The sequence below is a fragment of the Neobacillus sp. KR4-4 genome (assembly GCF_042136325.1).
In the GTDB taxonomy this organism is placed as follows: Bacteria; Bacillota; Bacilli; order Bacillales; family Cytobacillaceae; genus Neobacillus.
On record NZ_JBHHJU010000010.1, the window covers coordinates 155,103 to 179,114 of the forward strand.

23 protein-coding genes are annotated in these 24,012 nt (G+C 39.3%); 16 read left to right on the plus strand and 7 right to left on the minus strand.

The window, feature by feature from the left end; translation table 11 throughout:
• Positions 1–33 precede the first annotated feature (33 nt).
• From ACE198_RS12805 to ACE198_RS12820, 4 genes are all read left to right on the plus strand, one after another.
• Positions 34–921 carry a GNAT family N-acetyltransferase gene (locus ACE198_RS12805; RefSeq protein ID WP_375375786.1) on the plus strand — a complete coding sequence of 296 codons (888 nt, stop codon included), beginning with the start codon at positions 34–36 and terminating at the stop codon, positions 919–921.
• A 106-nt stretch (positions 922–1,027) separates the two neighbouring features.
• Complete coding sequence (locus tag ACE198_RS12810) at positions 1,028–1,963, plus strand: manganese-dependent inorganic pyrophosphatase (protein ID WP_251460734.1); 936 nt, start codon at positions 1,028–1,030, stop codon at positions 1,961–1,963.
• 160 nt (positions 1,964–2,123) lie between these two features.
• Entirely contained in the window at positions 2,124–2,957 is an 834-nt protein-coding gene (locus ACE198_RS12815) for a DMT family transporter (protein WP_098575347.1), read from the plus strand.
• A gap of 39 nt (positions 2,958–2,996) precedes the next feature.
• Complete coding sequence (locus ACE198_RS12820; protein ID WP_375375798.1) at positions 2,997–4,304, plus strand: uracil/xanthine transporter; 1,308 nt, start codon at positions 2,997–2,999, stop codon at positions 4,302–4,304.
• A 57-nt stretch (positions 4,305–4,361) separates the two neighbouring features.
• Here ACE198_RS12820 and ACE198_RS12825 read toward each other — a convergent pair whose 3' ends face one another.
• A complete protein-coding gene (locus ACE198_RS12825) occupies positions 4,362–6,206 on the minus strand; it encodes a helix-turn-helix domain-containing protein (RefSeq protein WP_375375787.1) in 1,845 nt (614 codons plus the stop codon).
• A 288-nt stretch (positions 6,207–6,494) separates the two neighbouring features.
• On the opposite strand from ACE198_RS12825, the gene ACE198_RS12830 reads away from it, so the two are divergent.
• From ACE198_RS12830 to ACE198_RS12845, 4 genes are all read left to right on the plus strand, one after another.
• Positions 6,495–7,742, plus strand: coding sequence for a Zn-dependent hydrolase (locus tag ACE198_RS12830; RefSeq protein WP_251460789.1), 1,248 nt, complete (start codon positions 6,495–6,497; stop codon positions 7,740–7,742).
• Positions 7,743–7,757: 15 nt separating this feature from the next.
• Positions 7,758–8,942, plus strand: coding sequence for a M20 family metallopeptidase (locus ACE198_RS12835; RefSeq protein ID WP_098575350.1), 1,185 nt, complete (start codon positions 7,758–7,760; stop codon positions 8,940–8,942).
• Positions 8,943–9,056: 114 nt separating this feature from the next.
• Positions 9,057–9,254, plus strand: coding sequence for a DUF3311 domain-containing protein (locus tag ACE198_RS12840; RefSeq protein WP_098575351.1), 198 nt, complete (start codon positions 9,057–9,059; stop codon positions 9,252–9,254).
• On the plus strand, positions 9,254–10,726 hold the full coding sequence (locus tag ACE198_RS12845) for a sodium:solute symporter family protein (RefSeq protein WP_098575352.1): 1,473 nt from the start codon (positions 9,254–9,256) through the stop codon (positions 10,724–10,726). Before ACE198_RS12840 ends, ACE198_RS12845 begins: the two co-directional genes overlap by 1 nt.
• Before the next feature lie 94 nt (positions 10,727–10,820).
• Here the strand turns inward: ACE198_RS12845 and ACE198_RS12850 are convergent, their stop codons facing one another.
• Both ACE198_RS12850 and ACE198_RS12855 read right to left on the minus strand, forming a co-directional pair.
• Positions 10,821–11,411: a hypothetical protein gene (locus ACE198_RS12850; protein ID WP_251460742.1), complete on the minus strand. Its 591-nt coding sequence runs from the start codon at positions 11,409–11,411 to the stop codon at positions 10,821–10,823.
• Between the two features lie 161 nt (positions 11,412–11,572).
• On the minus strand, positions 11,573–12,394 hold the full coding sequence (locus tag ACE198_RS12855) for a Cof-type HAD-IIB family hydrolase (protein WP_251460744.1): 822 nt from the start codon (positions 12,392–12,394) through the stop codon (positions 11,573–11,575).
• Between the two features lie 161 nt (positions 12,395–12,555).
• Here ACE198_RS12855 and ACE198_RS12860 point away from each other — a divergent pair, with 161 nt between their 5' ends.
• A complete protein-coding gene (locus tag ACE198_RS12860) occupies positions 12,556–13,122 on the plus strand; it encodes a DNA-3-methyladenine glycosylase I (RefSeq protein ID WP_375375788.1) in 567 nt (188 codons plus the stop codon).
• A gap of 43 nt (positions 13,123–13,165) precedes the next feature.
• Here ACE198_RS12860 and ACE198_RS12865 read toward each other — a convergent pair whose 3' ends face one another.
• On the minus strand, positions 13,166–13,327 hold the full coding sequence (locus tag ACE198_RS12865) for a hypothetical protein (RefSeq protein ID WP_180230178.1): 162 nt from the start codon (positions 13,325–13,327) through the stop codon (positions 13,166–13,168).
• Positions 13,328–13,600: 273 nt separating this feature from the next.
• Here ACE198_RS12865 and ACE198_RS12870 point away from each other — a divergent pair, with 273 nt between their 5' ends.
• On the plus strand, positions 13,601–14,248 hold the full coding sequence (locus ACE198_RS12870) for a TetR/AcrR family transcriptional regulator (protein WP_375375789.1): 648 nt from the start codon (positions 13,601–13,603) through the stop codon (positions 14,246–14,248).
• A 121-nt stretch (positions 14,249–14,369) separates the two neighbouring features.
• Here the strand turns inward: ACE198_RS12870 and ACE198_RS12875 are convergent, their stop codons facing one another.
• A complete protein-coding gene (locus tag ACE198_RS12875) occupies positions 14,370–14,531 on the minus strand; it encodes a hypothetical protein (RefSeq protein ID WP_180230179.1) in 162 nt (53 codons plus the stop codon).
• A gap of 191 nt (positions 14,532–14,722) precedes the next feature.
• Here ACE198_RS12875 and ACE198_RS12880 point away from each other — a divergent pair, with 191 nt between their 5' ends.
• Complete coding sequence (locus ACE198_RS12880) at positions 14,723–15,070, plus strand: metal-sensitive transcriptional regulator (RefSeq protein ID WP_375375790.1); 348 nt, start codon at positions 14,723–14,725, stop codon at positions 15,068–15,070.
• Between the two features lie 150 nt (positions 15,071–15,220).
• Here the strand turns inward: ACE198_RS12880 and ACE198_RS12885 are convergent, their stop codons facing one another.
• On the minus strand, positions 15,221–16,495 hold the full coding sequence (locus ACE198_RS12885) for an MFS transporter (protein ID WP_375375791.1): 1,275 nt from the start codon (positions 16,493–16,495) through the stop codon (positions 15,221–15,223).
• Positions 16,496–16,509: 14 nt separating this feature from the next.
• The gene (locus ACE198_RS12890) at positions 16,510–17,817 is read right to left on the minus strand and encodes an alkaline phosphatase family protein (RefSeq protein ID WP_375375792.1); all 1,308 of its coding nucleotides are present in this window, start codon (positions 17,815–17,817) and stop codon (positions 16,510–16,512) included.
• A 184-nt stretch (positions 17,818–18,001) separates the two neighbouring features.
• Here ACE198_RS12890 and ACE198_RS12895 point away from each other — a divergent pair, with 184 nt between their 5' ends.
• The 5 genes from ACE198_RS12895 to ACE198_RS12915 all read left to right on the plus strand — a co-directional run bounded on the left by ACE198_RS12895 (position 18,002) and on the right by ACE198_RS12915 (position 23,915).
• Positions 18,002–18,919, plus strand: coding sequence for an alpha/beta hydrolase (locus tag ACE198_RS12895; protein ID WP_375375793.1), 918 nt, complete (start codon positions 18,002–18,004; stop codon positions 18,917–18,919).
• A 180-nt stretch (positions 18,920–19,099) separates the two neighbouring features.
• Positions 19,100–20,128, plus strand: a complete 1,029-nt coding sequence (locus tag ACE198_RS12900; protein ID WP_375375794.1) for a Bug family tripartite tricarboxylate transporter substrate binding protein — start codon at positions 19,100–19,102, stop codon at positions 20,126–20,128.
• A gap of 69 nt (positions 20,129–20,197) precedes the next feature.
• A complete protein-coding gene (locus ACE198_RS12905) occupies positions 20,198–20,653 on the plus strand; it encodes a tripartite tricarboxylate transporter TctB family protein (RefSeq protein ID WP_375375795.1) in 456 nt (151 codons plus the stop codon).
• Between the two features lie 52 nt (positions 20,654–20,705).
• Positions 20,706–22,232, plus strand: a complete 1,527-nt coding sequence (locus tag ACE198_RS12910) for a tripartite tricarboxylate transporter permease (RefSeq protein ID WP_251461586.1) — start codon at positions 20,706–20,708, stop codon at positions 22,230–22,232.
• Between the two features lie 81 nt (positions 22,233–22,313).
• Positions 22,314–23,915 (plus strand): ATP-binding protein, encoded by a 1,602-nt coding sequence (locus tag ACE198_RS12915; RefSeq protein WP_375375796.1) that lies wholly within the window; start codon positions 22,314–22,316, stop codon positions 23,913–23,915.
• Positions 23,916–24,012 lie beyond the last annotated feature (97 nt).

Consider the following 24,012-nt stretch of genomic DNA (forward strand, 5'->3'; position numbering starts at 1 on the left):
TAGTAATTAACCATACCAATGGGAGTGAAATCAGTGGAGGATACTAGAAAATTGAACGACTGTATGAATATCACAATTAAAAGACTTACAGAATGTACCATCCAAGATACAATAACGGCTTGGAATCGAGGGTTTGAAGGCTATTTTGTGCAATTAGAAATGACACCTGAATTATTCTTTAACCGGTTTGTTAATGAAGGCTTATCGTTAGAACATTCATTGGTAGCTTTTGACGAAAAAAAACCAGTAGCGATTGTTTTAAATGGTTTTCGCGTCGTCGACGGACAAAAAACAGCCTGGAATGGGGGAACAGGAATTGCTACTGAATACCGGGGGAAGGGTGTTTCCAAGTTGTTAATGGAGGCAGCCTTAAACGTGTATGCAAAAGAGGAAGTCAAAGTTGCCACACTTGAAGCCATAAAGGAAAACGAAAGGGCGATTCGATTATATCAACGATTTGGCTATGAGATTACTGATTCCCTTGTTTATACTAGTGGTACAGTAGACTTGAAGGCCGAAACGATTTCACACGAATCGATTCGGCCCGAACAGCTCCAAACTTACCATTTTTACAAAGAAAATCTTCCTTGGCAATGTCAGTGGCAGAGTGTTAAGTCAGGGGAAGCGCAGATTTATTATGACGAGAATCAGAATCCAATAGGCTACTCTTTATTCAAAAGGGTTTGGAATCAAGAAGGGCAGTTGGAGAAGGTAGTGCTCTATCAGCTTGAAATATTCGCTGAGTTGAAAGAGGAATCGATTAAGTCAATATTTAGTACGATCACAAGAGAAAATAAGAATCCCATTAATTTCATGATCATAAATGCGTCATTATCTAATCCTGTCATTTTAATATTGCAAGATTTAGGCTTTGTAAAAACAACAGAGCAAGTCCAAATGGTCAAAAAAATGAATCAATAAAAATTTTTTGAATCCTTAATCATATTATTATATAATTTTCGTTAGGGCCAATCTCAGGTCGATTGGGCTTGACCTACATAAAATAATAGGACTAGGAGAAATACAAATGGAAAAAGTACTTATTTTCGGTCACAAAAATCCTGACACCGATACAATTTGTTCTGCGATTGCCTATGCAGACTTAAAAAAACAATTAGGGATGGATGTTGAACCTGTCCGTTTAGGACAAATTAACGGGGAAACACAATTTGCGCTTAACCAATTCAATGCAGAGGTTCCACGTTTGGTTGAAGCGGTAGCTAGTGAAGTGAATTCAGTTATTTTAGTCGATCACAACGAGCGCCAGCAAAGTGCCAATGATATCGCGGATGTTCGTGTCCTAGAAGTTATTGACCACCACCGTATTGCGAACTTCGAAACGAGCGATCCATTGTATTACCGCTGCGAGCCTGTAGGCTGTACTGCAACGATCTTAAATAAAATGTATAAAGAAAACAATAAAGAAATCAGTAAACCAATTGCAGGTTTGATGCTTTCTGCGATTATTTCTGACTCTTTATTATTTAAGTCTCCAACTTGTACGCCAGAGGATGTGGCAGCAGCACGCGAGTTAGCTGAAATTGCTGGAGTAGACGCTGATACTTATGGACTTGAAATGCTCAAAGCTGGGGCAGATGTTCGCGATAAATCCATTTCTGAACTCTTAAGTCTAGACGCAAAAGGATTTGAAATGGGTTCAAGTAAAGTAGAAATTGCTCAAGTGAATGTCGTTGATACTGCCGATGTTCTTGCTCGCCAAGAGGAATTAGAAGCAGCGATCACTACCATTATCGAAGAAAAGAACTTAGACTTATTCTTGTTCGTGGTAACAGATATTTTAACAAATGATTCAGTTGGTTTAGCGTTAGGAAGTAAAACAACTGCCGTTGAAAAAGCCTATAATGTAACACTAGCGGATAACACGGCTACATTAAAAGGTGTTGTTTCTCGTAAAAAGCAAATTGTACCAGTTTTAACTGATATTTTTACTAAAGGTGAATAGTAAAATAGACCGTTCATGGAGATTTCCATGGACGGTTTTTTCAGTTAGTAGACTAGACAAATAAATTCCTTCTTTCCTTCGACAATCTTTTGTTGTAATCTATTAAATATTTAGAAAACCGAAATTATCTTAAAATTCAACAAGAGGAAGGAAAATTCGCATGCTGTTTTTGTCATTAATCAGTTCTTTTTTTAATGCACTAAATGCGCTTTATGCCAAGAAGATTGTTGGAGAAATGAAGGATAATAATAGTTTCATTGTTACTTCATTTGCCTACATTGGTGTGTTTCTTGGTTTAACATTGCCATGGCTTTATTTATTCAAAGCAAACGCGATCTCGATTTCGTTATTAATTTTGGTTGTCCTGCTGGATATGCTCGGAAATTTGCTTTTCTTTAAAGCAATGAACAAAATCGAGGTATCTGTCCTTTCAGTTTACATGGCTTTAACTCCATTGTTCACGTTTATACCAAACTCTATTCTGTATGGTTTCCATCCATTTGTGCTCGTGTCTGTTTTGTTTATTATGGTGGGCGTCTATTTCTTAAATTTAAAAGGCCGCAACCCGCTGACCCCATTTCTTGAGCTTCGGAAACCAGGGAATTTATTAGGGATTGCTTCAGCGATTGTTTTTGGTGTGAGTATGGTCCCTTCTCAGCAATTACTTGTTCATGGCTGGGTTAATCCAGTGACACTTTATTTTTACCGGGCTTGTGGGATTGCTTTGATTACTTATCTGATTTATCGTCCAAAAGTATGGTTTCCGAGCCTGCATAAACATCTAAGTTTACGAGGACTCACCGTCATCATCCAATGGGTCTGCCTGTTTACAGCCTTAAAGTTTGCTGATGGAACACTGGTTGTCTCCTTGGCTTTCACTTCACCATTATTTGCTGTATTCTTGGCGTGGTATTATTTTAAGGAGCGTATCACTCCTGCGAAGCTAACGGCATGTGTGATTACTATTTTAGGAATTATTATTACGGTGGTTTAAGGAAGTAATATAAAAAGGAGGAATGTGCAGTTGAGCCGAATGTACTCGACCACCATGTTCATGGCCGGTCTACAATGGTTATTTTTCATGTTTGCAAATACTGTGGTCATCCCGTTAACGATTGGAGATGCCTTTAATTTATCAGCAGGGGAAGTAGCAAGTTCGATGCAAAGAGCATTTATTTATACAGGGACAGCCTGTATCTTGCAAGCATTGTTTGGGCATAAGTATCCCTTGATGGAGGGGCAATCAGGCTTGTGGTGGGGGGCCATCTTAAGTCTTTGTGCATCGGCTTCTTCCGCTGGCATTAGTTTGGAAGAATTAGGAGGTGGACTTGCGCTCGGGATTATTGGTTCAGGAGTTCTAGTTATGATCCTTGGTGTGTTAGGGATGGGAACAATATTAAAGCGTTTATTCACACCCGTTGTGATGAGTACGGTCCTTTTTCTCCTTGCTAGCCAACTGATTGTCATTTTTACCAAAGGAATGCTTGGCTTAGGTAATGGCGAACAGATTGATATTCCAACCGCAGGATTATCAATCCTGTTAATCATCCTTGTTGTCTGGATTAATTTGAAGGGGCCTGGTGTGATTCGGAACTTTTCCATCCTCATTGGGATTGTAACAGGGTGGGTGATTCACGCTTTATTTTTCCCAACAACAACTGAGAATGTGAGTACGTCTACGGAATTTTTTCATTTATTTCCTTGGGGGAAACCTAGTTTTAGCTTGGGTCTCATTATTATGACGGTGATCACTGGTTTAGTTAATACAACGAATACCATGGCGTCGATAAGAGGGGTTGAGCCCTTCTTAAAGACTTCAACAACAGATAACCAATACCGACGCTCATTTGTGCTAACCGGGATAAATTCGATTGTTTCGGGGCTGTTTGGGATGGTTCCATATGCGCCATATATTTCTTCGCTTGGATTTTTACAGTCTACTCTTATATTTGAGCGGGCACCTATCATCATTGGTGGAGCTTTGTTTATTGTCCTTGGCTTGGTCCCTGCATTAAGCAACCTGTTTTCATCATTACCAATTAGTGTAGGCGATGCAGTATTATTTGTCGCTTATTTACAACTTTTCAGCGGTGCACTTACCAATCTGAATGGCATTCTTTTTAACCAGCGAACGATCTATCGTATTGCGGCTCCAGTGCTGCTGGGAATTGCCATCATGAATATTCCGTCTGAAATGTTTTCCTCGCTGCCAATGTTGGTTCAACCACTGCTATCTAGCGGCTTACTCGTAGGAATTTTGCTAGCGATTGTCCTAGAAAATACTATAGATTGGACTAAACTAGAGAACCCTATGCAAAGTTCAGAAAGAAAAATTAGTTAAAGAGTAGTGAAAGGCGCCCCTAAAAAAATAGGGGCGCCTAGTTATTTGATATCAATATTACACCTGTTGTGTCAGCTTATCTTTTAAAAAAGGATAGAGACTGACGGCGAGATGAATATTTAAAAATTGTTGACTATCAGATAAATCAGTAGAAAGAATCTCTTCAATCCGTTTTAAGCGATACATCAGAGTGTTAGTATGAACATGGATGGATTCTGCTGCTTCCTTCGCATTTTGATTGTGTTCAAGATAGGCGAATAACGAAGGGAGGAGTTCTCCTTTTCGAGATTGATCGTATTCAAATAGCGGTCCTAGCACTTCGATAATAAAATCGATGAGTTCCTCCTCAGTATTTTGGAGGAGAAGTCGTTGAACCCCAAGTTCCTTATAACTGATGACCTGATTTCTTCCTCCAAAGCTTTGTAGGAATTGTAAGCATTTCGCTGCTTCCTGCATGGATTTCGTAACCTTTAATAAACTGGAATGGATTCTGCCGATCCCGATAGAAACCGTTGTTCCCCAATTTTTTATCTGGATTTCCTGCTGAAATTTTGAAACAAGTTCCTTCACGCGCTGATGTGTATAGGCGGAGGGAGCTTTTTGTTGAAAAGTTAGCAAAACAACAATTTGATCGTGATTCCGTACGGCCATTCCTTTTAACGGATTTTTTAAAAATACCCGGTTGGCCATTTGGACAAGATGGCGGATGATACTGTTCTTTTTAGGAGTATTGTCCATTTCATCAAGTCGAATCATCACAGCTAAATAATCCCCTAATGGGTCGAAATCCAGCTGTTTTACTTTTTGAAGGATGTTGCCATCCATTTTACCGGAAAATAGAACATCAATGAGTTCTCCATTGATTGTTTCCTGTGCCTCAAAAATAGCTTGCTCCTTTACTAATTCAAGTGAGATGACCGTACAAGCATGCTCTAAGGCAGCAATTTCTACATCACGCATCTTTTCAGGGGAAACGATAATAAGTGAACCAAAAAGAGTCGGCTTTGCTCCAATGGGAAGAATGGTAATACAATGCCTTTCCTTATCTATGTTTGTTTCAAGCAATGAACGGACGTTACCAGGTGTTCGAATCGAGTCCTGTGCTAAATCTCGAATGGCATATAATTCATCGTCGGTCAGTTTGCTTTTAAAAGCGGAAGAGATCAACTCACCAAGGTCATCAAATAATAAGACCGTGTTCCCGGATGTATCGTGCAGATAGGTGATTATTGAATCGAGACCTTCGCCATGCAATACAAGTGCAGCTAATCGATTATGGATATCAACGGAGCGGGATAACATCTCGTTTTGTTTTGAAATCGTATTATTTAAATCTTCCAACTGTCTTACGGCTTTTTCTTGCTCACTATAAAGGTTTGCTTTCTCAAGTGCTACAGCTGCTTGATGGGCAATCGCTGTTAGAAGGTGTATATCTTCTGGAATAAAGTGAAGCGACGAATCAAAGGAGTCAAGCGTAATCACACCAATACATGCTCCTTTTGATAAGATTGGAGCACAAATGGTTGAATAAGGCAGCGTGGGAATCGATTGATCCATGAGTGCATGATTCCTCTCCGATAATGTGGCAGTTGCCTTTTCAACTTCTGTCCGGTTGTGAAATATTAAGCATTTTTGCGCGGAAAAAGCTAAGCCTGTCATCGATTCACCTGGTTTCAACCTTACCCTTGTAATTTCAGATGTAAAGTTGCTGTCTGACTTTGGAATGAGCAGATCTTGACCAGGGTCATATAGGAATAGAACCCCCCCGTGCGCTGCATCGATAACTGACACTGTTTGAACCATAATGGAATCAATAATCGTATCAATATCTAGTGATGAATTTAACACATTGGAAACATGGATTAATGATTGCAACTGACGATGGCTAAGTGTTTCTTTCATCATGCACCTCACAATTTAATGATCTTAGAATAATATGAAAAATTTAATATCTTTTGTTTATTGTAACAAACTCTATAATAAAATGTGTGGTTTTTGTTAGGAATTATAAGGAGTTAGGATGGTATTTGTTATTTATTTGTGTTTTTACACAAATTGTTTGTTAAGAATTTTGTGAAAAATAACATAACAAATATTCTGATAAGTTCTATAATTATAAATACATTAATAATACACGCCATTCTATTAAAGCGTTAAACAAGTAGGAATGTGGCAGAAAGGATGGAAGCAGTGATTAACGAAGAGAGATTATGGGGTCGTTTGCAACTTCTCAGTGAAATTGGAAAAACCGAATCTGATGGTGTCACTCGTTTGTCTTTCACTCCAGAAGAACGAGCAGCTAAAGATCTTGTAGCTGCATTTATGAGAGAAGCTGGTTTGCAAGTACGTGAGGATGAAGTTGGAAACCTAATAGGCAGGAAGGAAGGGGTAAACCCTGACGCGCCAGTGGTATTAACAGGTTCACATATCGATTCAGTATTTAATGGCGGGAATTTTGATGGACCGCTTGGTGTTCTATCGGCTGTTGAAGCCCTTCAAGTCATGAATGAGCAAGGGATTGAGACAGAACATCCAATTGAAGTCATTGCTTTTACCGATGAAGAAGGGGCAAGATTCAGTTTTGGAATGATTGGCAGCAGGGGGATCGCTGGGACACTTACACAAGAAGAATTACTTAATAAAGATAAACAGGGGATCTCAATTGCTGATGCATTCGTCGCAAATGGTCTCGAGCCGGAAGCGATCGGTAAAGCAGCCCGCAAGCCTGAAGAAGTGAAGGCGTATGTCGAACTTCACATTGAACAAGGGAAAGTACTTGAAGGACAAAATCTCTCAGCCGGGATTGTTTCAGGATTAGCTGGTCCATTATGGCTTAAGTTTATTTTAGAAGGGGAAGTTGGTCATGCAGGAGCCACACCGATGTCGATCAGACATGATGCATTGACAACTGCAGCAAGAATTATGCTCGTGATTGAGGAAGAAGCGGCAAAGACTGGAACCACCGTTGGCACTGTTGGACAAGTTCAGGTGCAGCCAGGTGGAATCAACATTATTCCAGGTCGGGTTGAATTCTCTTTAGATCTTCGTGATATTAGTGAAGTCGTTCGCGATGAGGTAGAGGCAAAGATTAGAGTACAGGCCGAGCAAATTTGTAGGAATCAAGGTGTTAAGTTAACGATTGAAGATCTACAGCGGGTTGCACCGGCTCCATGTTCTAATATCGTAAAGAATGCAGCAAAAGACGCCTTTGATACATTAGGCTTAGAAAGTAATTATCTTCCAAGCGGCGCAGGTCATGACGGGATGCAATTAATGGACCTATGTCCAATGGGGATGATCTTCATCCGTTCCAAGAATGGAATTAGTCATGACCCAGCAGAATGGAGTTCAAAAGAAGACTGCAGAGACGGAGCAAATATTCTATATCATACAGTTCTAAGTCTAGCGGTCCAAAAAGTGAATATAACAACAAACTAATAGGAGATGTCGAGCATGAGTATCACTACAACAGTCAATCTTAATCAACTAGCAGAAGAAACAAAAGAACAAGTCATTGCCTGGAGAAGGCATTTACATCAAAATCCTGAATTATCATTCCAAGAGGAAAAAACCTCGCAATTCATCTATGATACTTTACAATCGTTTGGAAACTTGGAGATTTCCCGCCCGACTAAAACAAGTGTGGTGGCTCGCTTAATCGGTGCTGAACCAGGTAAAACACTTGCAATTCGTGCGGATATGGACGCCCTGCCAATTCAAGAGGAGAACACTTTTGAATTTGCTTCCCAAACTCCAGGTGTAATGCATGCATGCGGCCATGACGGTCATACCGCGATGCTGCTTGGTACCGCAAAAATTCTTTCAGGATTAAAGGATCATATTAAAGGTGAAGTTCGTTTCTTGTTCCAGCATGCGGAAGAGTTATTCCCAGGTGGAGCGGAAGAAATGGTTCAAGCAGGAGTCATGGACGGAGTGGACCTAGTAATTGGGACACATTTATGGTCACCAATTGAAAAAGGCAAAGTTGGAGTTGTGTACGGTCCGATGATGGCTTCACCCGATACGTTCTGGATTACAGTGAATGGTAAAGGCGGGCATGCCGCACTTCCACATCAAACAATTGATTCCATTGCTGTCGCAGCGCAAGTAGTGACCAACCTTCAGCATATCGTCTCAAGGAATACGGATCCACTAGATAGTTTAGTTATTTCAGTAACCCAATTTCTTGCAGGAACAACTCATAATGTTATTCCTGGCTCTGTAAAACTTTGGGGTACTGTACGAAGCTTTGATTCAACACTTCGCGAATCGATTCCAGCTAAAATGGAACGCGTGGTCAAGGGTATTACTGAAGCACATGAAGCATCTTACGAATTCAAATATGAGTTTGGCTATCGCCCTGTCATCAATGATAACGAAGTGACTGCAGTCATTGAAGAAACCGTACGAGAAGTATTTGGTGAAGAGGCACTTGATATGATGAGGCCAAATATGGGTGGAGAAGATTTCTCTGCATTTATGGAAAAAGCTCCAGGCTGTTACTTTTATGTTGGAGCAGGTAATGAGGAGAAAGGTATTACTTATCCACATCACCACGAACGTTTTACAATCGATGAAGACGCACTAGAAATTGGAGTAAAAACGTTCCTGCATGCGACCTTTAAATTTTTAGCTTAAAAAATACGCAATTTAGTTCCTTCGTGGAATTTATATAGAAAAAAGGTTCCACGAAGGTCCGCCTATATAAATAGAAAGAAGGCATCAATATAAACTAATATTGGGGGTTTATCTATGAAATTACATCAACTTCTTGCAATCATACCATTTATTGGATTACTTGGCGGAGTTCCTTTCGTCAATAAGGTCACTCCCTACGTGTTCGGAATGCCTTTTGTTCTCTTTTACATTGTTCTTTGGGTAGTTATTACTTCAGGAATTATGGCGCTTGTGTTTAAAATGGACCCAGCAAATAAGGAGGAGGAGATCTAATGAATACGGCATTAATTATCATTTTCGGATTTTTAGCGTTATCCATCTTCCTCGGAGTTCAAGCTCAAAAAGGGAAGGATATGAGTCTTGAACAATGGTCTGTTGGGGGCCGCGGCTTCGGCACCATCTTTGTCTTCTTATTAATGGCAGGGGAAATTTACACTACGTTTACTTTCTTAGGCGGAAGCGGCTGGGCTTATGGTAAAGGAGGCCCAACTTATTATATTCTAGGATACGGCTGTTTAGCCTATATTATGTCCTATTGGTTGCTTCCTGCAATTTGGAAATATGCAAAAGATAACAATTTAATGTCTCAATCTGATTTTTTTGTTAGTAAATACAAAAGCCCGTTACTTGGTGTTTTTGTCTCGCTAGTTGGCGTAGTAGCGCTTATTCCATATCTTGTCCTTCAATTAAAAGGTTTAGGGATTATCGTTGCTGAAGCTTCAGGTGGTTCGATCTCATCCACTGCAGCGATTTGGATTGGTGTTATTGCTGTAACGGTTTACGTAATGATCTCAGGAATCCATGGTTCTGCATGGACAGCCGTTATTAAGGATATCATGATTTTGGGGATTGTTTTATTCTTAGGGATTTATCTGCCAATTCATTACTATGGCGGTTTCCAACCAATGTTTGAAGCAATTGAAGCTGCAAAACCGGGATTCCTTGCTATGCCTGAAACTGGTTTAAGTGTTTCCTGGTTCATATCAACTGTATTATTAACGGCACTTGGTTTCTATATGTGGCCGCACACTTTCGGTTCCATTTATTCTGCACAAAGTTCAAAGGTTTTCCGTAAGAATGCGATTATCATGCCGTTATATCAGTTAGTGTTATTATTTGTCTTCTTCGTTGGTTTTGCTGCCATCCTACAGGTGAAAGGGTTAGAAGGGGCAGACGGTGACCTTGCCTTATTAAAACTTTCAATGCAGACGTTTGATCCTTGGGTAGTTGGGTTAATCGGTGCAGCTGGTCTATTAACAGCAATTGTTCCAGGTTCGATGATTATGATGTCCGCATCTACTCTATTAGCGAAAAACGTCTATAAGGTCTTTGTACCAAAAGCGACAGACCTTCAAGTTTCTAAATTAGCTAAGAACTTAGTACCAGTTGTTGCAATTATCGCTTTATACTTTACATTTAAGGGCGGGGACACTTTAGTAACCTTGTTATTAATGGGTTACAGTCTTGTTACACAATTGTTCCCAGCATTGGTTTTCAGCTTAGCGAAAAACAACGTAGTTACAAAAGCAGGTGCTTTCGCAGGTATCGCAGTAGGGGTCTTTACGGTTGCCTACATTACAATCAGTGCTTCAACTGTTGGGACTCTTTTCCCTGCACTACCGCAATTTGTTAAGGATCTAAATGTGGGTGTTATCGCATTAATTATCAATTTAGTAGTTACATTTGCTGTTAGTTTCGTAACAAAATCTGCAACCTCTAATAACACGAATGAGCGTGTGGCTTAATTAAAAATCAATATAAACACCTCCAATGTCGATGTGATTTGACGACTGGAGGTGTTTTATTTTGGAACATGGTTAATTGTAAAGTTAAGTGGATTCAGTCTGTTTGTGTGTGATTTTCTTCTTTCTTTTGATTCATCAACAAAAATGTTAATGGCTGCTCTGTTCCTGTCATTAATTTGTACACATAGGAAGAGGTAATTTTATAGCCATCGTCTATTTTCGCGGCTAAATAATTTGTTCGTTCAAACAAAATCGAACGAATATGATTGATTTGCCGGGAGATTTTGTCCATTAGTGCTTCTTGGTTGTCCAGGCGCAGTAAAACTCCCCCTTGAAACTTCTCTTGTTTCGTCATTTTTTCTGAAACCTCTTTTTGTATTTCCAATTGTTCATTCATTTGTTTGACAAGTTGATGATTCACAGCCTCGCTTCGTTCCAAACGATTACGTAAATCATTCAGCTGTGATTCAATATGGTTCCATTGAGTGAATTGTGTTTTTTCTTGTAACTGTGTTTGTAAGCCTATTTCAGATAACGCTTTATTAAGTGCTGTATTCGCTTTTTGCTGTTCTTGTACGAGTTCTGACAGAAAATCCTGTCTTGAAATCATCTGATTTTTTGTTTGCAGCTGTCCTTTATTTTTGTAGACCTCCGGATGATGATTTTTGTTGATGAATAATCCCATACCTCTCTCCGCCTTTTATGTTTTTGAATGTGATATTTTATGCTTAATATTCATAAGAGGGGACATGATTGGGCTAGGTCAGAGGCAATTGGTGCATTGTTTACAAAAAAACGCATGTGGTTTTGTTATAAACCACATGCGTTTGATGTATGAATTTTAATTTACACTAGCTGTACTGATTTCAACACAAACTTTTCAACGACCTTTGCCACACCATCGTTCATATTGGTGTCGGTCACATAATTAGCTTTTTCCTTAATATCGGCTGGTGCATTGCCCATGGCTACACCAAGTCCTGCAAACTCTATCATTGCTAAATCATTGTAGCTGTCTCCTATAGCAATAACTTCTTCGCGTTTAATTCCGAGTTGTCCAATCAAGTGGTTGAGACTCGTACCTTTTGTTACACCTGCTTCGGTGAATTCCAAAAAGAAAGGTTTTGAACGCATTACACTTAGTTGACCAGCTAATTCCTGTTGAAGTTTTTTCTCCACTTTGGCAAGCTTCATTTCATCTTCAAGCATTAACACCTTAACCACAGGTTCTTTCACAGAATCTACTAAGCTGTCAACCTCAAAGATTTCTAAACCAGTAATTTCACTCTCAATATCGGTATATTGATTCCCGGCTTCGGTTACAATGGTGTCGCCGACATAGGTATGTATCCAAACATTCTCACGACGACTTAAATCGTAGAGGTGATGTACGGTTTCAGGGGACAAAGTGCTGCTAAAAAGCTCTTCACCGGTTAGACAGTTTGTTATTTTTGCCCCATTAAAAGAAAGAATAAAACTTCCGTACTTCTTTAAATTCAATTCTTCAGCAATATCATACATGGCATAGGTTGGTCGCCCTGATGCTAATACGACCTTAACTCCCACTTCCTGGGCATCCATTAACGCCTTCTTTGTCCGTGGGGAAATTGTATGGTCGTCCTGTAGTAACGTATCATCGAGATCTAAAACAATCATTTTATAATTCATTCTTAGCTGAGTCCTTTCTTTACTATATATACTCTTATCTTACTATAAAAATAGGATAAAAACTTTGTTTTAGCCTCCTTTTTGCTGAGGGAGGTTTTTCTATTTGAAAAAATATGTAATACTAAAGAAACAATCAAGGGAGTATGGGAGGAATCTTGATAATGAATCGCTGTGGTTGGGTAAATCAGGATCCATTATATATTGACTATCATGATCATGAATGGGGAGTTCCAGTCTATGATGACCGGCTTTTATTCGAATACTTAAATCTTGAAGGGGCTCAGGCAGGTCTTAGCTGGTATACGATTTTAAAGAAGCGAGAGAACTATCGACAGGCCTTTGATAACTTTGAGGCTGAAAAAATTATACGCTATAACGAAAAGAAAATCGAGGAACTAATAAATAATGAAGGAATTGTCAGAAATAAACTCAAAATCAATGCTGTTATTACCAATGCACATGCGTTTTTGAAGGTCGTCGACGAATTTGGCTCATTTAGTAAGTACATATGGTCCTTTGTTGGTGGTAAACCAATTCAAAATCACTTTAAAGAAATGAAAGATGTTCCTGCAGTCACGGAAATAAGTGATAAATTAAGTAAGGATTTAAAGAAGCGCGGGTTTAAGTTTGTTGGCTCGACTATCTGTTATGCATTTATGCAAGCGACTGGAATGGTGAATGACCATATCGAGTCCTGTGTTTGTTACCAGAAATTAAGTACTCCATGAGAAAAGCCCATCACTACCGTGGTGGGCTTCCTTACTATACAAATTACTTTATAGTTTTATCGATTGCGAATTCAGAGGCAGGCAATGTAATAACCTTACCACCAATTTGAACATGAATCGTATCGTTGAAAATGGCTTTTACAATTCCTTTTAAGGAGATGGTTGAATTAACAGAGATTTTTTTGGATTCAGATTGGTTTGCCACAATATCAACGCCTTTCGAAATGTTAGAAGCACAATTAATATTACATTAAATTATTCGGAAAAATATAATGAATTCCTGCATAGATAGAGGATTATTTAATAAAAAATCGGTCATGTTACGATCCAACTATTTTGTAAAGGGGTGTTTATACAATAATAGCAATTTAACATGAACCGTAGTTCAAGTATCGCATGGAGAGAAGGGTCTGTCAACGAAAACATGAACTGTGGTTCAAATTTTAAAAAAGTGGTATGATATAAATGAGGTGATAAAATGCCGGACAATCATGACCTATTAATTGGTGAATTCCCTTTTCTCCCAAAGCAGGAGAGGGCTCAGCAAAAAAGGAATGCATTGCTTGAAAGTGGATTGCATCTATTTATTTCTTGTGGGTACGAGCAAACGACGGCTAAGGAAATCGCAGCCCATGCCGGGGTGGCGACCGGAACCTTTTATCGGTATTTCTCTGATAAACGCCAGCTATTAATGTCGGTATTAGAAGATAAAATTGACAAGCTTCTCCCACCTGAACCGAGCTGGGTTTCAAGGGATCCGGAATCATTGTTAGCATCATTATTAGAAGCTCATAATAAACGACTAAGTGAGTTAGGTCTGCAGCGCGTCCTGCCTGAATTGATGCTGAAAGACCCTGGTCTGGCTGAATTTTTAGGTGAAGCACGAAGGAAAATTTATTCAAAAATTTTGTTCGGTTTAAAGCAAGCCGAAGAAAATGGATTAACGTGGAAGGATTTGGATTTAGAAGCTGTCGCTTGGTCAATATTAGTTTTAGTGGAGAATAGTCACGGAACCGTAATCGTTAGTGGGAAAAGTACAGACTATCGAGAGATTTCAAAAGTTATTTGCCGGATGGTATTTCCACCAGATGTATTAGAGCAATTGCGTGTTTCCGATGAAGAATAGATCATAAATGATTGGAAATAATTTTTGCTTATTTTAACAGCCCTTCACAAAAGATGTGAAGGGCTTTTCTTTAGTAAAATACTAATTTACTGCTATTGCTTGGATTTACAAGATAAATGAACTATTGGACAGGCTTTTCAATCAGCAATTCAGATGCTGGAAGCGTGATAATTTTACCGCCAATCTGCACATGAACGGTATCGTTGAAAATGGCTTTGACAATTCCTTTTAATGAAATTGTTGAGTTAACAGAGATTTTTTTCACATCAGCTTTGTTTGCCAAATTAACCAACACCCTTCAAAATAGTTATGAAAATATTATATATGAAGATAAGGAAATAAAGCTAGAATAAATAATCAGAAAAGTTAAAAAATATTTCTGTGGATTACAGTCAAATATTTTTATATATCATTCATATGTGAAATGAAAATAAATGGTGTATGATATAATCATCTCAAAAAGGAGGCGGAGCAATGTCAAATGAAGTCGGAAAGGAAAATGAGCTTATTGATGATCCTTGCTGCTCACTTGATGAAAGTGATCGTAAAAGTCATCATTCCGATAAAGTGAAAAATAATCTTGTCACAAGATTAAACCGTATTGAAGGTCAAATTCGCGGCATTAAAGGCTTAATTGAAAAAGATACATATTGTGATGATGTCATTAACCAGATATCGGCCACTCAGTCCGCTTTAAATAGTGTTGCCAAAATCCTGCTTGAAGGACATCTAAAGAGCTGTGTTGTTGAAAGAATACAGGAAGGTGATTTGGAAGTCTTGGATGAGGTTTTAATTACTATTCAAAAATTAATGAAAAAATAATTTTTTCGACGAAGAATGTGCCTTTGGTATGTTCTTTTTTTATTCCCAGCAATTATCGGGTTCAATTGGCGAATTTTTGAGTTTAATCAGCGAATCGCATAAACCAACTTTTTAAAAAAGTAGACCTCAAAATTGAGGTCTTAGTCATTTTTATTGAGAAAGTGAATTCGATTTTGTGATAGTTGTTGATTCCGGAACGCGCAGTAGGATGGTGCCTCCGATAATGAAGAGAAGAATTAAGCTAAACACACCGCTGTTTGTATTTCCAGTAATCTGAGCCGTGAATCCAACCAGGAATGGCCCTAATATCGCTGCAAATTTATAAAAAATACTGTAAAAACCAAAGAACTCATTGGCATTTTCCTTTGGAACGAGTTTGGCAAAATAGGAACGGCTTAGGGCCTGGATTCCACCTTGTGAGGATGCCACGAGCATCGCTAAGATCCAAAAATCTAATGTGGTCTTTAAGAAATAGGCATACGTACAAATAATGATATAAACAAAGATTCCCACGAGCAGCATTGTTTTGCCTTTGAATTTATCGGCAAGTTTCCCATATAAAATGGCAAACGGTGCAGCCACTACTTGTGTAGCAAATAATATAATTAATAGGTTAGTAGATGTAATGCCTAGGTCAGAACCATAGGCTGTCGACATGGTAATAATCGTATTGACGCCATCAATATAAAAGAAATAAGCAATTAAGAACAGAAACAAGGATCTGTATAGTTTGATTTTTTTAAAGGTGTCAAATAGTTGTTTAAAGCCATTGGAAATCGGGTTTGGCACTGGTTCCTTATAATAAACCTGCTGGACATTTTTAAGCATTGGAATCGTGAATAATCCCCACCATAGGGCGGTTATCGCAAAGGCCGCTTGACTTGCGACAGTCACAGATAAGGGGATGATATTTTGCTGGGATAATATAATAAGTGCAATACTAATGATAAAAGGGATGGTGCTGCCGATATAACCCATTGCAAAGCCTCGTGAGGATACTTGATTCATCCGATCCTCTGTCGTTACATCGACAAGAAAGGCATCATAGAAAATATTTGTCCCTCCAAAGCCAATTACGGTAACCATATAGCAAATTAATAAAAAAAGCCATTGATTACTTGGGACCACTGCAAGCAGCAAGGTAAAAACAATTCCTAATGTAAAGAAAAAGGTAAAAAGACGTTTCTTTAATCCTTTGAAGTCGGCGATACTTCCTAAAATAGGGGCACAAAGTGATATAAGCAGGGTAGCAAATGAATTAGCATAGCCCCAATAAGCTGTGGAAGTCGAAGCTGCAAGTCCTGCCTCTTTCGCCGCTGCTTTAAAATATAATGGAAATATGGCTGTGGTAATGAGGATGGAATAAGCAGAGTTTGCCCAATCATATAAAACCCAGCTCTTTTCTTGCTTTGACATCCGGCTCATAGATTTTCCCCCTTTTAAAATTTCAAAATCTCTTCGATAACCCTTCCATCTGTCTGGCCTAAATCTAATCCAAGAAGACGGGCAAATGTGGGGCCTTCATCAATGAGACGGATTGAAGGCAGGGTGCCTGCTTGAATTCCTTTTCCAGCTGCCATAAAAATAGTTCCATATTCTTCTTTCTCAGGTGAATAGCCATGACATGCTAATGTGTACTTATGATCCTTGCTGACATCCTCCTTAGTAATGGTTTTGATAAATTCCCCCTCGTAGTCTTCTAAAAAGAAATATCCTCTTTGTGCTTCAAGCATAAACGCACAAGCTCCATCTGCTCCTTTTTCTGAAGCTTGTGCACCGGTTAAAGCGGATTCAATACCGTTTTCAGGATTATGAAGCAAGGAATCTACTAATTGCCTTACTTCCTGTAAGGTTGTGGTATCGTGATTGTCTTTAATGTAAATATATGCAGACCCATCACAACTTTTACAATACGCCTTCCAATTAATTATTTTCCCTTTTCCGTTCGAGGTGATCAAACCTTGCTCATGGAATAAAACATTGAGGTTTATCGCTTTATTTTCATCTAAGGCACTATGGTCACCTAATGCCACCACCGTGGAATTTTCATAAATGCCACTTTCTTTTAAGGCACTAATAATCCTGCCAAGCCTGAAATTATGACGTTCGATTGCCGCCATAGCTTCCTCGGATGAGAAGCCGTGATAATGACGCTGTGTATCTAAATCGGTAAAGTGAACCATTAGTAGATTTGGTTTCTTAGTTTTAATCGTATCGACAGTTGACTCTAGGACAAAGTCATCCAATTCCGGTTGATTCAGCCCTTTACGGATATGTCCGTATTTTCGATTAAGGTCCCATTGAAAACGGGGACTGCCACTCATTAGCGAAACAAGAATTTGGTTATGCCATGGCCGGTTCGCAAAAATTTCTGGCATATTGTAGTCAATATTTGCATTTGCTGTTACGGGCCACAATAGGGCAGCCGTAGTCAAATTTGATTTTTTCGCTTCGTCATACAATGTGGTTCCTTGTATACAATCCCGGTACCAATTCCAATCAGGTGATCGTCTTCCCGGTTGTATAAGGGTATTATTAATGACCCCATGCCGCCTCGGATAATTACCCGTCACAATTGTTGCGTGACAAGGATAGGTTACCGATGGGTAAATAGATTTGACATTTTTGACCAAGGCACCATTTTTTAAAATGGATTGAAAGTGTGGGAGTGCGGTTAATAGTGGAAAATCTAAAGCTGAAAGGCAATCAAATGAAATGATGATTAAATGGTCGGTCAATCGATTCATAAAATGAAAAACCTCCGAAAAAGTCTAACAGATACTTCCATTGTACTACAGGCAAGAGGAAATGGAAGAATTCGTACGAATTTTTACAAAATTTTCGAAAAACAATAAAATCCTAACTATTTTATTGGAAGGTTTTTCTAGTATAATGATATTAGCAAAATTTGGGTTTAAAGGAGGTTGGGAGATGGCAAGTTTTCGAAGTTTTTTGATTGAGAAAGGAATTAAACTTTCGGTCGAACGAGCGTTAAGGAAGGGTATTTCAGAAAGGGGAATGCATGAAAAAAGGCAAATGCTGGACACGGTTGCTAGAAAGCTAGCTAAACTGCCGAAAGACTGTAAGGTTCAGAAATTGGAAATTGAAGGATTGTACGCTGAATGGCTTTCCTCCGAAAACAGTTCGGAAGAAAAAGTAATCCTTTATTTACATGGCGGAGGATATGCATTTTGCTCAGCTAATACCCATCGACCACTTGCAGCTAGTATCGGGAAGGCAGCTAATATGAAGGTTCTTTTTCCAGAATATCGTCTCGCACCGGAACATCCTTTTCCTGCTGCCATTGAAGATGCCGTCATTGTGTACCGCTGGCTCTTGCGTCAAGGGTATGATCCTGCCAATATTATTTTTGCAGGTGATTCAGCAGGCGGGGGCTTAAGTGTAGCAGCCACCTTAGTCTTAAGAGATCAGAATGAGCCGCTGCCACGGGCAATAGTTTGTTTATCACCATGGGTCGACTTAACCAGCAGCGGGGAAAGTTATCGGAAAAATAAAGTGGTGGATCCTTATCTAACGATTCAAGGTGTTAAAGATGCCGCGCTAATGTATTCAGGGCATAAGACTCCCCTCGATCATCCGCTTATTTCACCTGTCTTTGCAGACCTTACTGGATTCCCGCCCTTATTTATCCAAGCAGGGAATCATGAAATTTTGCAAAGTGACGCGGAGCTGCTGGCAAATAAAGCACGACAGGCAGGCGTAGAGGTCACCTTTAAAATATGGGACAAAATGTGGCATGTTTGGCAGATTAGTGGTGATCGATTACCAGAGGCGAAGAAGGCTTTAGGTGAAATAGGAGACTTTATAAAAAAAGTATTCTATTCATAAAAAACAGTACTCCTGCACCGTAATTGCAGGAGTTTTTCACGTGTTGATCATTCAATATTTACACCATGAACTTTATGAACAAAATGGTAGTTAAGTTTTTAATGCCGTTTATATGAATAATCTATGAAATCCTCGAAATTTTTGTAAAATTAAGAAAACGTTTACAAAGGGGGAAATGAAATGTTTTCGATGAAAAGAATTTCAGCAGTTATGTGTGCAGGAGCTTTGGCACTAAGTTTGGGGGCTTGCAGCAGTAAAGAAACAGCGAGCTCAGGGAAAAAAGAGGCGGGAACTGGTTATCCAACTAAAGCAATTAGTGTTGTCGCACCTTCTGGAGCAGGTGGAGGCTGGGATTTAACCGCTCGATCGTTCACAAAAGTGCTAAGCGAAACAAAGCTAGTAAAACAACCATTAACTGTTGAGAACAAGCCTGGCGGCGGTGGAGCCGTATTTATGGCAGAATATGCCACCCAGCAGGCAGAAAATAACGACATGTTGTTTGTCAATTCACCGCCAATTATTATCAACAATTTAAAGAAAGAAGGTAACAGCCCGTACGGTTATAAAAATACCACTCCATTAGCACAGTTAACGAAAGACTATGGCGCGATTGTTGTCAAAACTGATTCCAAATTTAAAGATCTAAAGTCAGTTTTGGAAGAGGTTAAAAAGGATCCTGCAAAGTTGGCATTTGCAGGAGGATCCGCACCGGGCTCAATGGACCATTTAGTTTCGATTCTACCAGCCTATAAATACGGGGTGGACCCAACTAAAATTAAATATGTTTCCTATGATGGCGGTGGAGAAGCCATTACAGCATTACTTGGTGGAAACGCGGATGTCATTGGGACAGATGCCTCTAGTGTGAAAGAATTCCTTAAAGCTGGTAAAGTTCGCGTGCTTGCAATTACTTCATCTGAACGTTTAGCTGGCGATTTTAAAGATGTTCCAACTGCGAAGGAACAAGGTGTTGATGCAGAATTTACGATTTGGCGTGGAGTTTTTGGACCTGAAAAAATGTCAGCGGAAGCAAAATCATATTGGGAAAAAACAATTGATAAATTAGTCCAATCCCCTGAATGGAAGAAGGAGGTTGAGACACAAGGCTGGGAATTAGAATATAAAAACGGTGCAGATTTTAAAAAGTTCTTAGAAGACCAAGAAACACAAGTTCAACAATTATTAGAAGCATTAGGAATGCAGGAGTAATTAAAGAGGGAAGGATGGACTTTCTCCTTCCCTTTCATATTTTAATGTAAACGGATTGGAGGGATTTAAATGGACATTAAATTTGATCGTATAGCTGCTATATTGTTTCTAACTGTAGGAACCTTATTTATTATTGGAAGCAGGAATATTGCCAGCTCCTCATATGGGAGTGTAGTGGGTCCGGATATCTTTCCATTATTTCTCGGGGGTCTGTTAGTGATCTTAAGTATTCGTTTATTTTATGAAACCTTTAGTGGAAAAAAGCAGGAGAAGGAAAAAGAAAAACTGCAGTACAAGCCTTTTATCATCATTTTTATCGCCACTCTCGTTTATATTTTGACGCTAGAATCCGTGGGCTATGTGATCACAACCTTCCTATTTCTTTTTGTCTGCTTTCAAACAATGGAACGAGGAAAATGGCTTACCTCACTATTCATTTCTGGAGGTTTCTCTGCCTTGGTTTATTTCATTTTTGTCGAAGTCCTAAAAGGAACACTTCCAGGGTGGCCCATTTGGTTTAATTGATTAGATCATGGTGTCAGGCACCATATTATTTAGGATGAAAGGAGGAGATAGAATGAATACTCTGGATTATTTGTTGCATGGATTTGGTTCTGCACTTATTTGGTATAATTTGATTTTTGCTTTTGTTGGGGTATTAATTGGGACAGCTGTCGGGGTGTTACCGGGGATTGGCCCGATGAGCGGTGTTGCCTTACTTATTCCTGTTACTGCTTCCATTACAGGAGGTCTTCCTCCTGAGCAAGCGGCCACGAGCGCTATTATTCTCCTTGCTGGTGTATACTACGGGGCTATGTATGGGGGATCGACTACTTCTATTCTATTAAATACTCCTGGAGAGTCATCGTCCGTGGTGACCACATTAGATGGTTACCAAATGGCTAAGAAAGGACGGGCAGGGAGTGCCTTGTCAATTGCCGCGATTGGGTCGTTTGTGGCGGGTATCGTGACATTAATTGCCCTAATTGTTCTGGCGAAACCATTGTCAAATCTAGCCCTTAAATTCGGACCCGCTGAATATTTCTCGCTTATGCTCTTAGGCCTTGGGGCTGTTAGTGGGTTGGCAGGTAAGTCCGTTACGAAAGCATTGATTATGACCGTATGTGGCTTGCTGCTTGCTACGATCGGAATTGACAATGTTTCAGGGATTGGTCGGTTTACCTTTAATATCCCTTGGTTATATCAAGGCATTGAATTCTTAACGATTGCGGTAGGCTTGTTTGCCCTAGGAGAGGTATTCAAAACGATCTTGGAAAAAGAAGAAGAAGATACACAAATGGCAAAGATTAATAATTTAATCCCTTCTAAAGAAGAGTTGAAAGAATCGGCCGCACCAATCGCTAGAGGTTCCATCTTAGGTTTCTTTATCGGGATTTTACCCGGAGCGGGAGCGACCCTAGCATCCTTTTTTTCGTACATTTTAGAAAAGAAGATAGCTAAAGACCCATCTAAATTTGGAACGGGGGCCATTGCTGGTGTGGCAGCGCCGGAATCGGCAAACAATGCGGCCTCAGGCGGAGCAATGATTCCATTATTAACCTTAGGAATTCCAGGATCGGGTACAACCGCCATCCTGATGGGGGCACTGATGATGTATAATGTTCAGCCAGGTCCGTTATTATTTGAAGATCATCCCCAAGTTGCGTGGGGGTTGATTGCTAGTATGTTTATTGGAAATATCATGTTGCTCATTCTTAACCTGCCGCTCGTAAAGGTGTTTGCAAAAATTATTCAGACTCCAAAGCGGTATTTAATTCCTCTTATTATTGCAATCTCTATTTTCGGCGTTTATGCGGTACAAGTCTCTGTTTATGACCTGTTACTATTATTAGGCTGCGGTGTCATTGGCTATTTCTTAAATAAACATGATTACCCGATTGCCCCATTAGTGTTAGGACTTGTTTTAGGGCCAATGGTTGAGAATAATCTGCGTCGGGCTTTAACGATTTTCAATGGAGATTTTGGACCATTTTTCACTCGTCCGATTTCATTAGGATTCCTAATTATGACGGTTCTTTGGTTGGTGATCCCGGTATTAATGAAGATGAGAGGAAAAAATGTGGTCATAAATGAAGAAGGATGACATTCTAAAAGTTCTGATTATTGCAAAAAACTCCTTTTTTTAAGGAGTTTTTTTCTATATGATAGAAGTAGAGGTGCATGTATGCGATTACATACGAAATTAATGCTAGGAATTTTTATAGTAATTATCTTCATCGGCGGGATTTTCGAACTAACCTTTAAAAATATTATGGAATCCAATCTTAAGCATGAAAAAGGAACGAAGGCTTTATCTGTGGCTCAGTCCATTTCAAATATGCCTGAGATACAAAAAGCTTTTTCTAATAAAAACCCTTCTGCCATTATTCAACCAATCGCTGAAAAAATTCGCAAACAGGTTGGTGCGGAATTTATAGTTATCGGTAATCGCCAGGAAATTCGCTATTCTCATCCCGATCCTAACCGTTTAGGGAAAAAAATGGTAGGTGGAGATAATCAGCGAGTCTTTAAAGGAGAATCGGTTATCTCTGAATCAATCGGAACTCTCGGTCCTTCTCTAAGAGGGAAAGCGCCTATTTTTAGTGAGGGCAAAGTAATTGGTGTTGTTTCAGTAGGCTATCTTCAAACAGATATTGAAAAAGAAGTAGGAAAGATACGAAGGAAAATTTTTATCACCACCATGATTATTTTACTAGGAGGATTACTAGCTGCATTATTAATCTCGTTAAATATAAAAAGAGCTATTTTTGGACTTGAACCGAAAGAAATCGCCTGGATGTACCAGGAAAAACATGCCATATTAGAATCCATCCATGAGGGGATTATCGCCATCGATACGAATGGACGAATAACCGTCGTCAATGAAACTGCACATAAAATTCTCAATGTTCCATTAAACGTTCTCCTCCGTGGAAAGAAGATTGATGATGTTATTGAAAATACTCATCTATATGAAGTAGTTCGGACAGGGTTGGCAGAGTATGATCGGGAATTTACGATTTGGGGTGAGATATTTTTGGTGAATCGTATCCCTATTTTTAATAAAAAAGATGAGGTAATTGGAGCTGTTGCCAGCTTCAGAAACAAGTCAGAGTTATCTAATTTGATTCAGGAATTGTCTCATGTTAAAGCATATGCTGAAGGCCTGCGGGCTCAGACACATGAGTATTCCAACCGGCTCTATACACTGCTAGGTTTGATCCAGCTTGGTTCCTATAAGGAGGCGATTGATTTCATTTCAAGGGAAGTGGATGTCACACAAGGATTTATTAGCTTCTTAATGAGGGAAATTCCTGATCCGATTATTGCTGGATTTATTTTAGGAAAGGTTAGTTTAGCCAGTGAATTGAAGATTCATCTTACAATCGATCGTGACAGCAGTTTTAGAGATTTGCCTGATGAAATTAACAGGGATACGTTAGTGACGATTATCGGTAACCTTGTTAATAATGCTTTTGATGCTGTGAGAGAAAATGGGAAGGTAGAAAAAAGAGTTTCTCTGTTTTTAACCGACTTAGGAAAAGACCTGATCATCGAAATTGAAGATAACGGGAAAGGCATAAACAACAGCATTGGTGAAAAAATTTTCCAAAATGGCTTTTCTACAAAAAATCGTCAAAGCAATTCCGGAATCGGGTTAATCCTTGTAAAAGAAGCAATTGCAGGTTTAGGGGGATATATAACCTTTTCCTCGCATGAAGGCGAAGGGACGATTTTCACAGTTGTGATTCCAAAAGGTAGTGTCAAAACTTCTATGAAAAAGTGACCTGAAGTTTATTTCCTCTCTCTTTTTTGTAGCGGAGGTGCCCGCAATCGCTCTTGACAAACACGCCAATGGTTTGACATCCCTTTAACAAGGGCGA

Excerpts from the sequence above, each read along its gene's own strand:
- ACE198_RS12810 (WP_251460734.1), top strand. The coding sequence starts at position 1,028 with ATGGAAAAAGTACTTATTTTCGGTCACAAAAATCCTGACACCGATACA.
- ACE198_RS12815 (WP_098575347.1), top strand. The coding sequence starts at position 2,124 with ATGCTGTTTTTGTCATTAATCAGTTCTTTTTTTAATGCACTAAATGCG.
- ACE198_RS12820 (WP_375375798.1), top strand. The coding sequence starts at position 2,997 with ATGTACTCGACCACCATGTTCATGGCCGGTCTACAATGGTTATTTTTC.
- ACE198_RS12825 (WP_375375787.1), bottom strand. The coding sequence starts at position 6,206 with ATGAAAGAAACACTTAGCCATCGTCAGTTGCAATCATTAATCCATGTT.
- ACE198_RS12835 (WP_098575350.1), top strand. The coding sequence starts at position 7,758 with ATGAGTATCACTACAACAGTCAATCTTAATCAACTAGCAGAAGAAACA.
- ACE198_RS12840 (WP_098575351.1), top strand. The coding sequence starts at position 9,057 with ATGAAATTACATCAACTTCTTGCAATCATACCATTTATTGGATTACTT.
- ACE198_RS12845 (WP_098575352.1), top strand. The coding sequence starts at position 9,254 with ATGAATACGGCATTAATTATCATTTTCGGATTTTTAGCGTTATCCATC.
- ACE198_RS12850 (WP_251460742.1), bottom strand. The coding sequence starts at position 11,411 with ATGGGATTATTCATCAACAAAAATCATCATCCGGAGGTCTACAAAAAT.
- ACE198_RS12855 (WP_251460744.1), bottom strand. The coding sequence starts at position 12,394 with ATGAATTATAAAATGATTGTTTTAGATCTCGATGATACGTTACTACAG.
- ACE198_RS12860 (WP_375375788.1), top strand. The coding sequence starts at position 12,556 with ATGAATCGCTGTGGTTGGGTAAATCAGGATCCATTATATATTGACTAT.
- ACE198_RS12870 (WP_375375789.1), top strand. The coding sequence starts at position 13,601 with ATGCCGGACAATCATGACCTATTAATTGGTGAATTCCCTTTTCTCCCA.
- ACE198_RS12880 (WP_375375790.1), top strand. The coding sequence starts at position 14,723 with ATGTCAAATGAAGTCGGAAAGGAAAATGAGCTTATTGATGATCCTTGC.
- ACE198_RS12885 (WP_375375791.1), bottom strand. The coding sequence starts at position 16,495 with ATGAGCCGGATGTCAAAGCAAGAAAAGAGCTGGGTTTTATATGATTGG.
- ACE198_RS12890 (WP_375375792.1), bottom strand. The coding sequence starts at position 17,817 with ATGAATCGATTGACCGACCATTTAATCATCATTTCATTTGATTGCCTT.
- ACE198_RS12895 (WP_375375793.1), top strand. The coding sequence starts at position 18,002 with ATGGCAAGTTTTCGAAGTTTTTTGATTGAGAAAGGAATTAAACTTTCG.
- ACE198_RS12900 (WP_375375794.1), top strand. The coding sequence starts at position 19,100 with ATGTTTTCGATGAAAAGAATTTCAGCAGTTATGTGTGCAGGAGCTTTG.
- ACE198_RS12905 (WP_375375795.1), top strand. The coding sequence starts at position 20,198 with ATGGACATTAAATTTGATCGTATAGCTGCTATATTGTTTCTAACTGTA.
- ACE198_RS12910 (WP_251461586.1), top strand. The coding sequence starts at position 20,706 with ATGAATACTCTGGATTATTTGTTGCATGGATTTGGTTCTGCACTTATT.
- ACE198_RS12915 (WP_375375796.1), top strand. The coding sequence starts at position 22,314 with ATGCGATTACATACGAAATTAATGCTAGGAATTTTTATAGTAATTATC.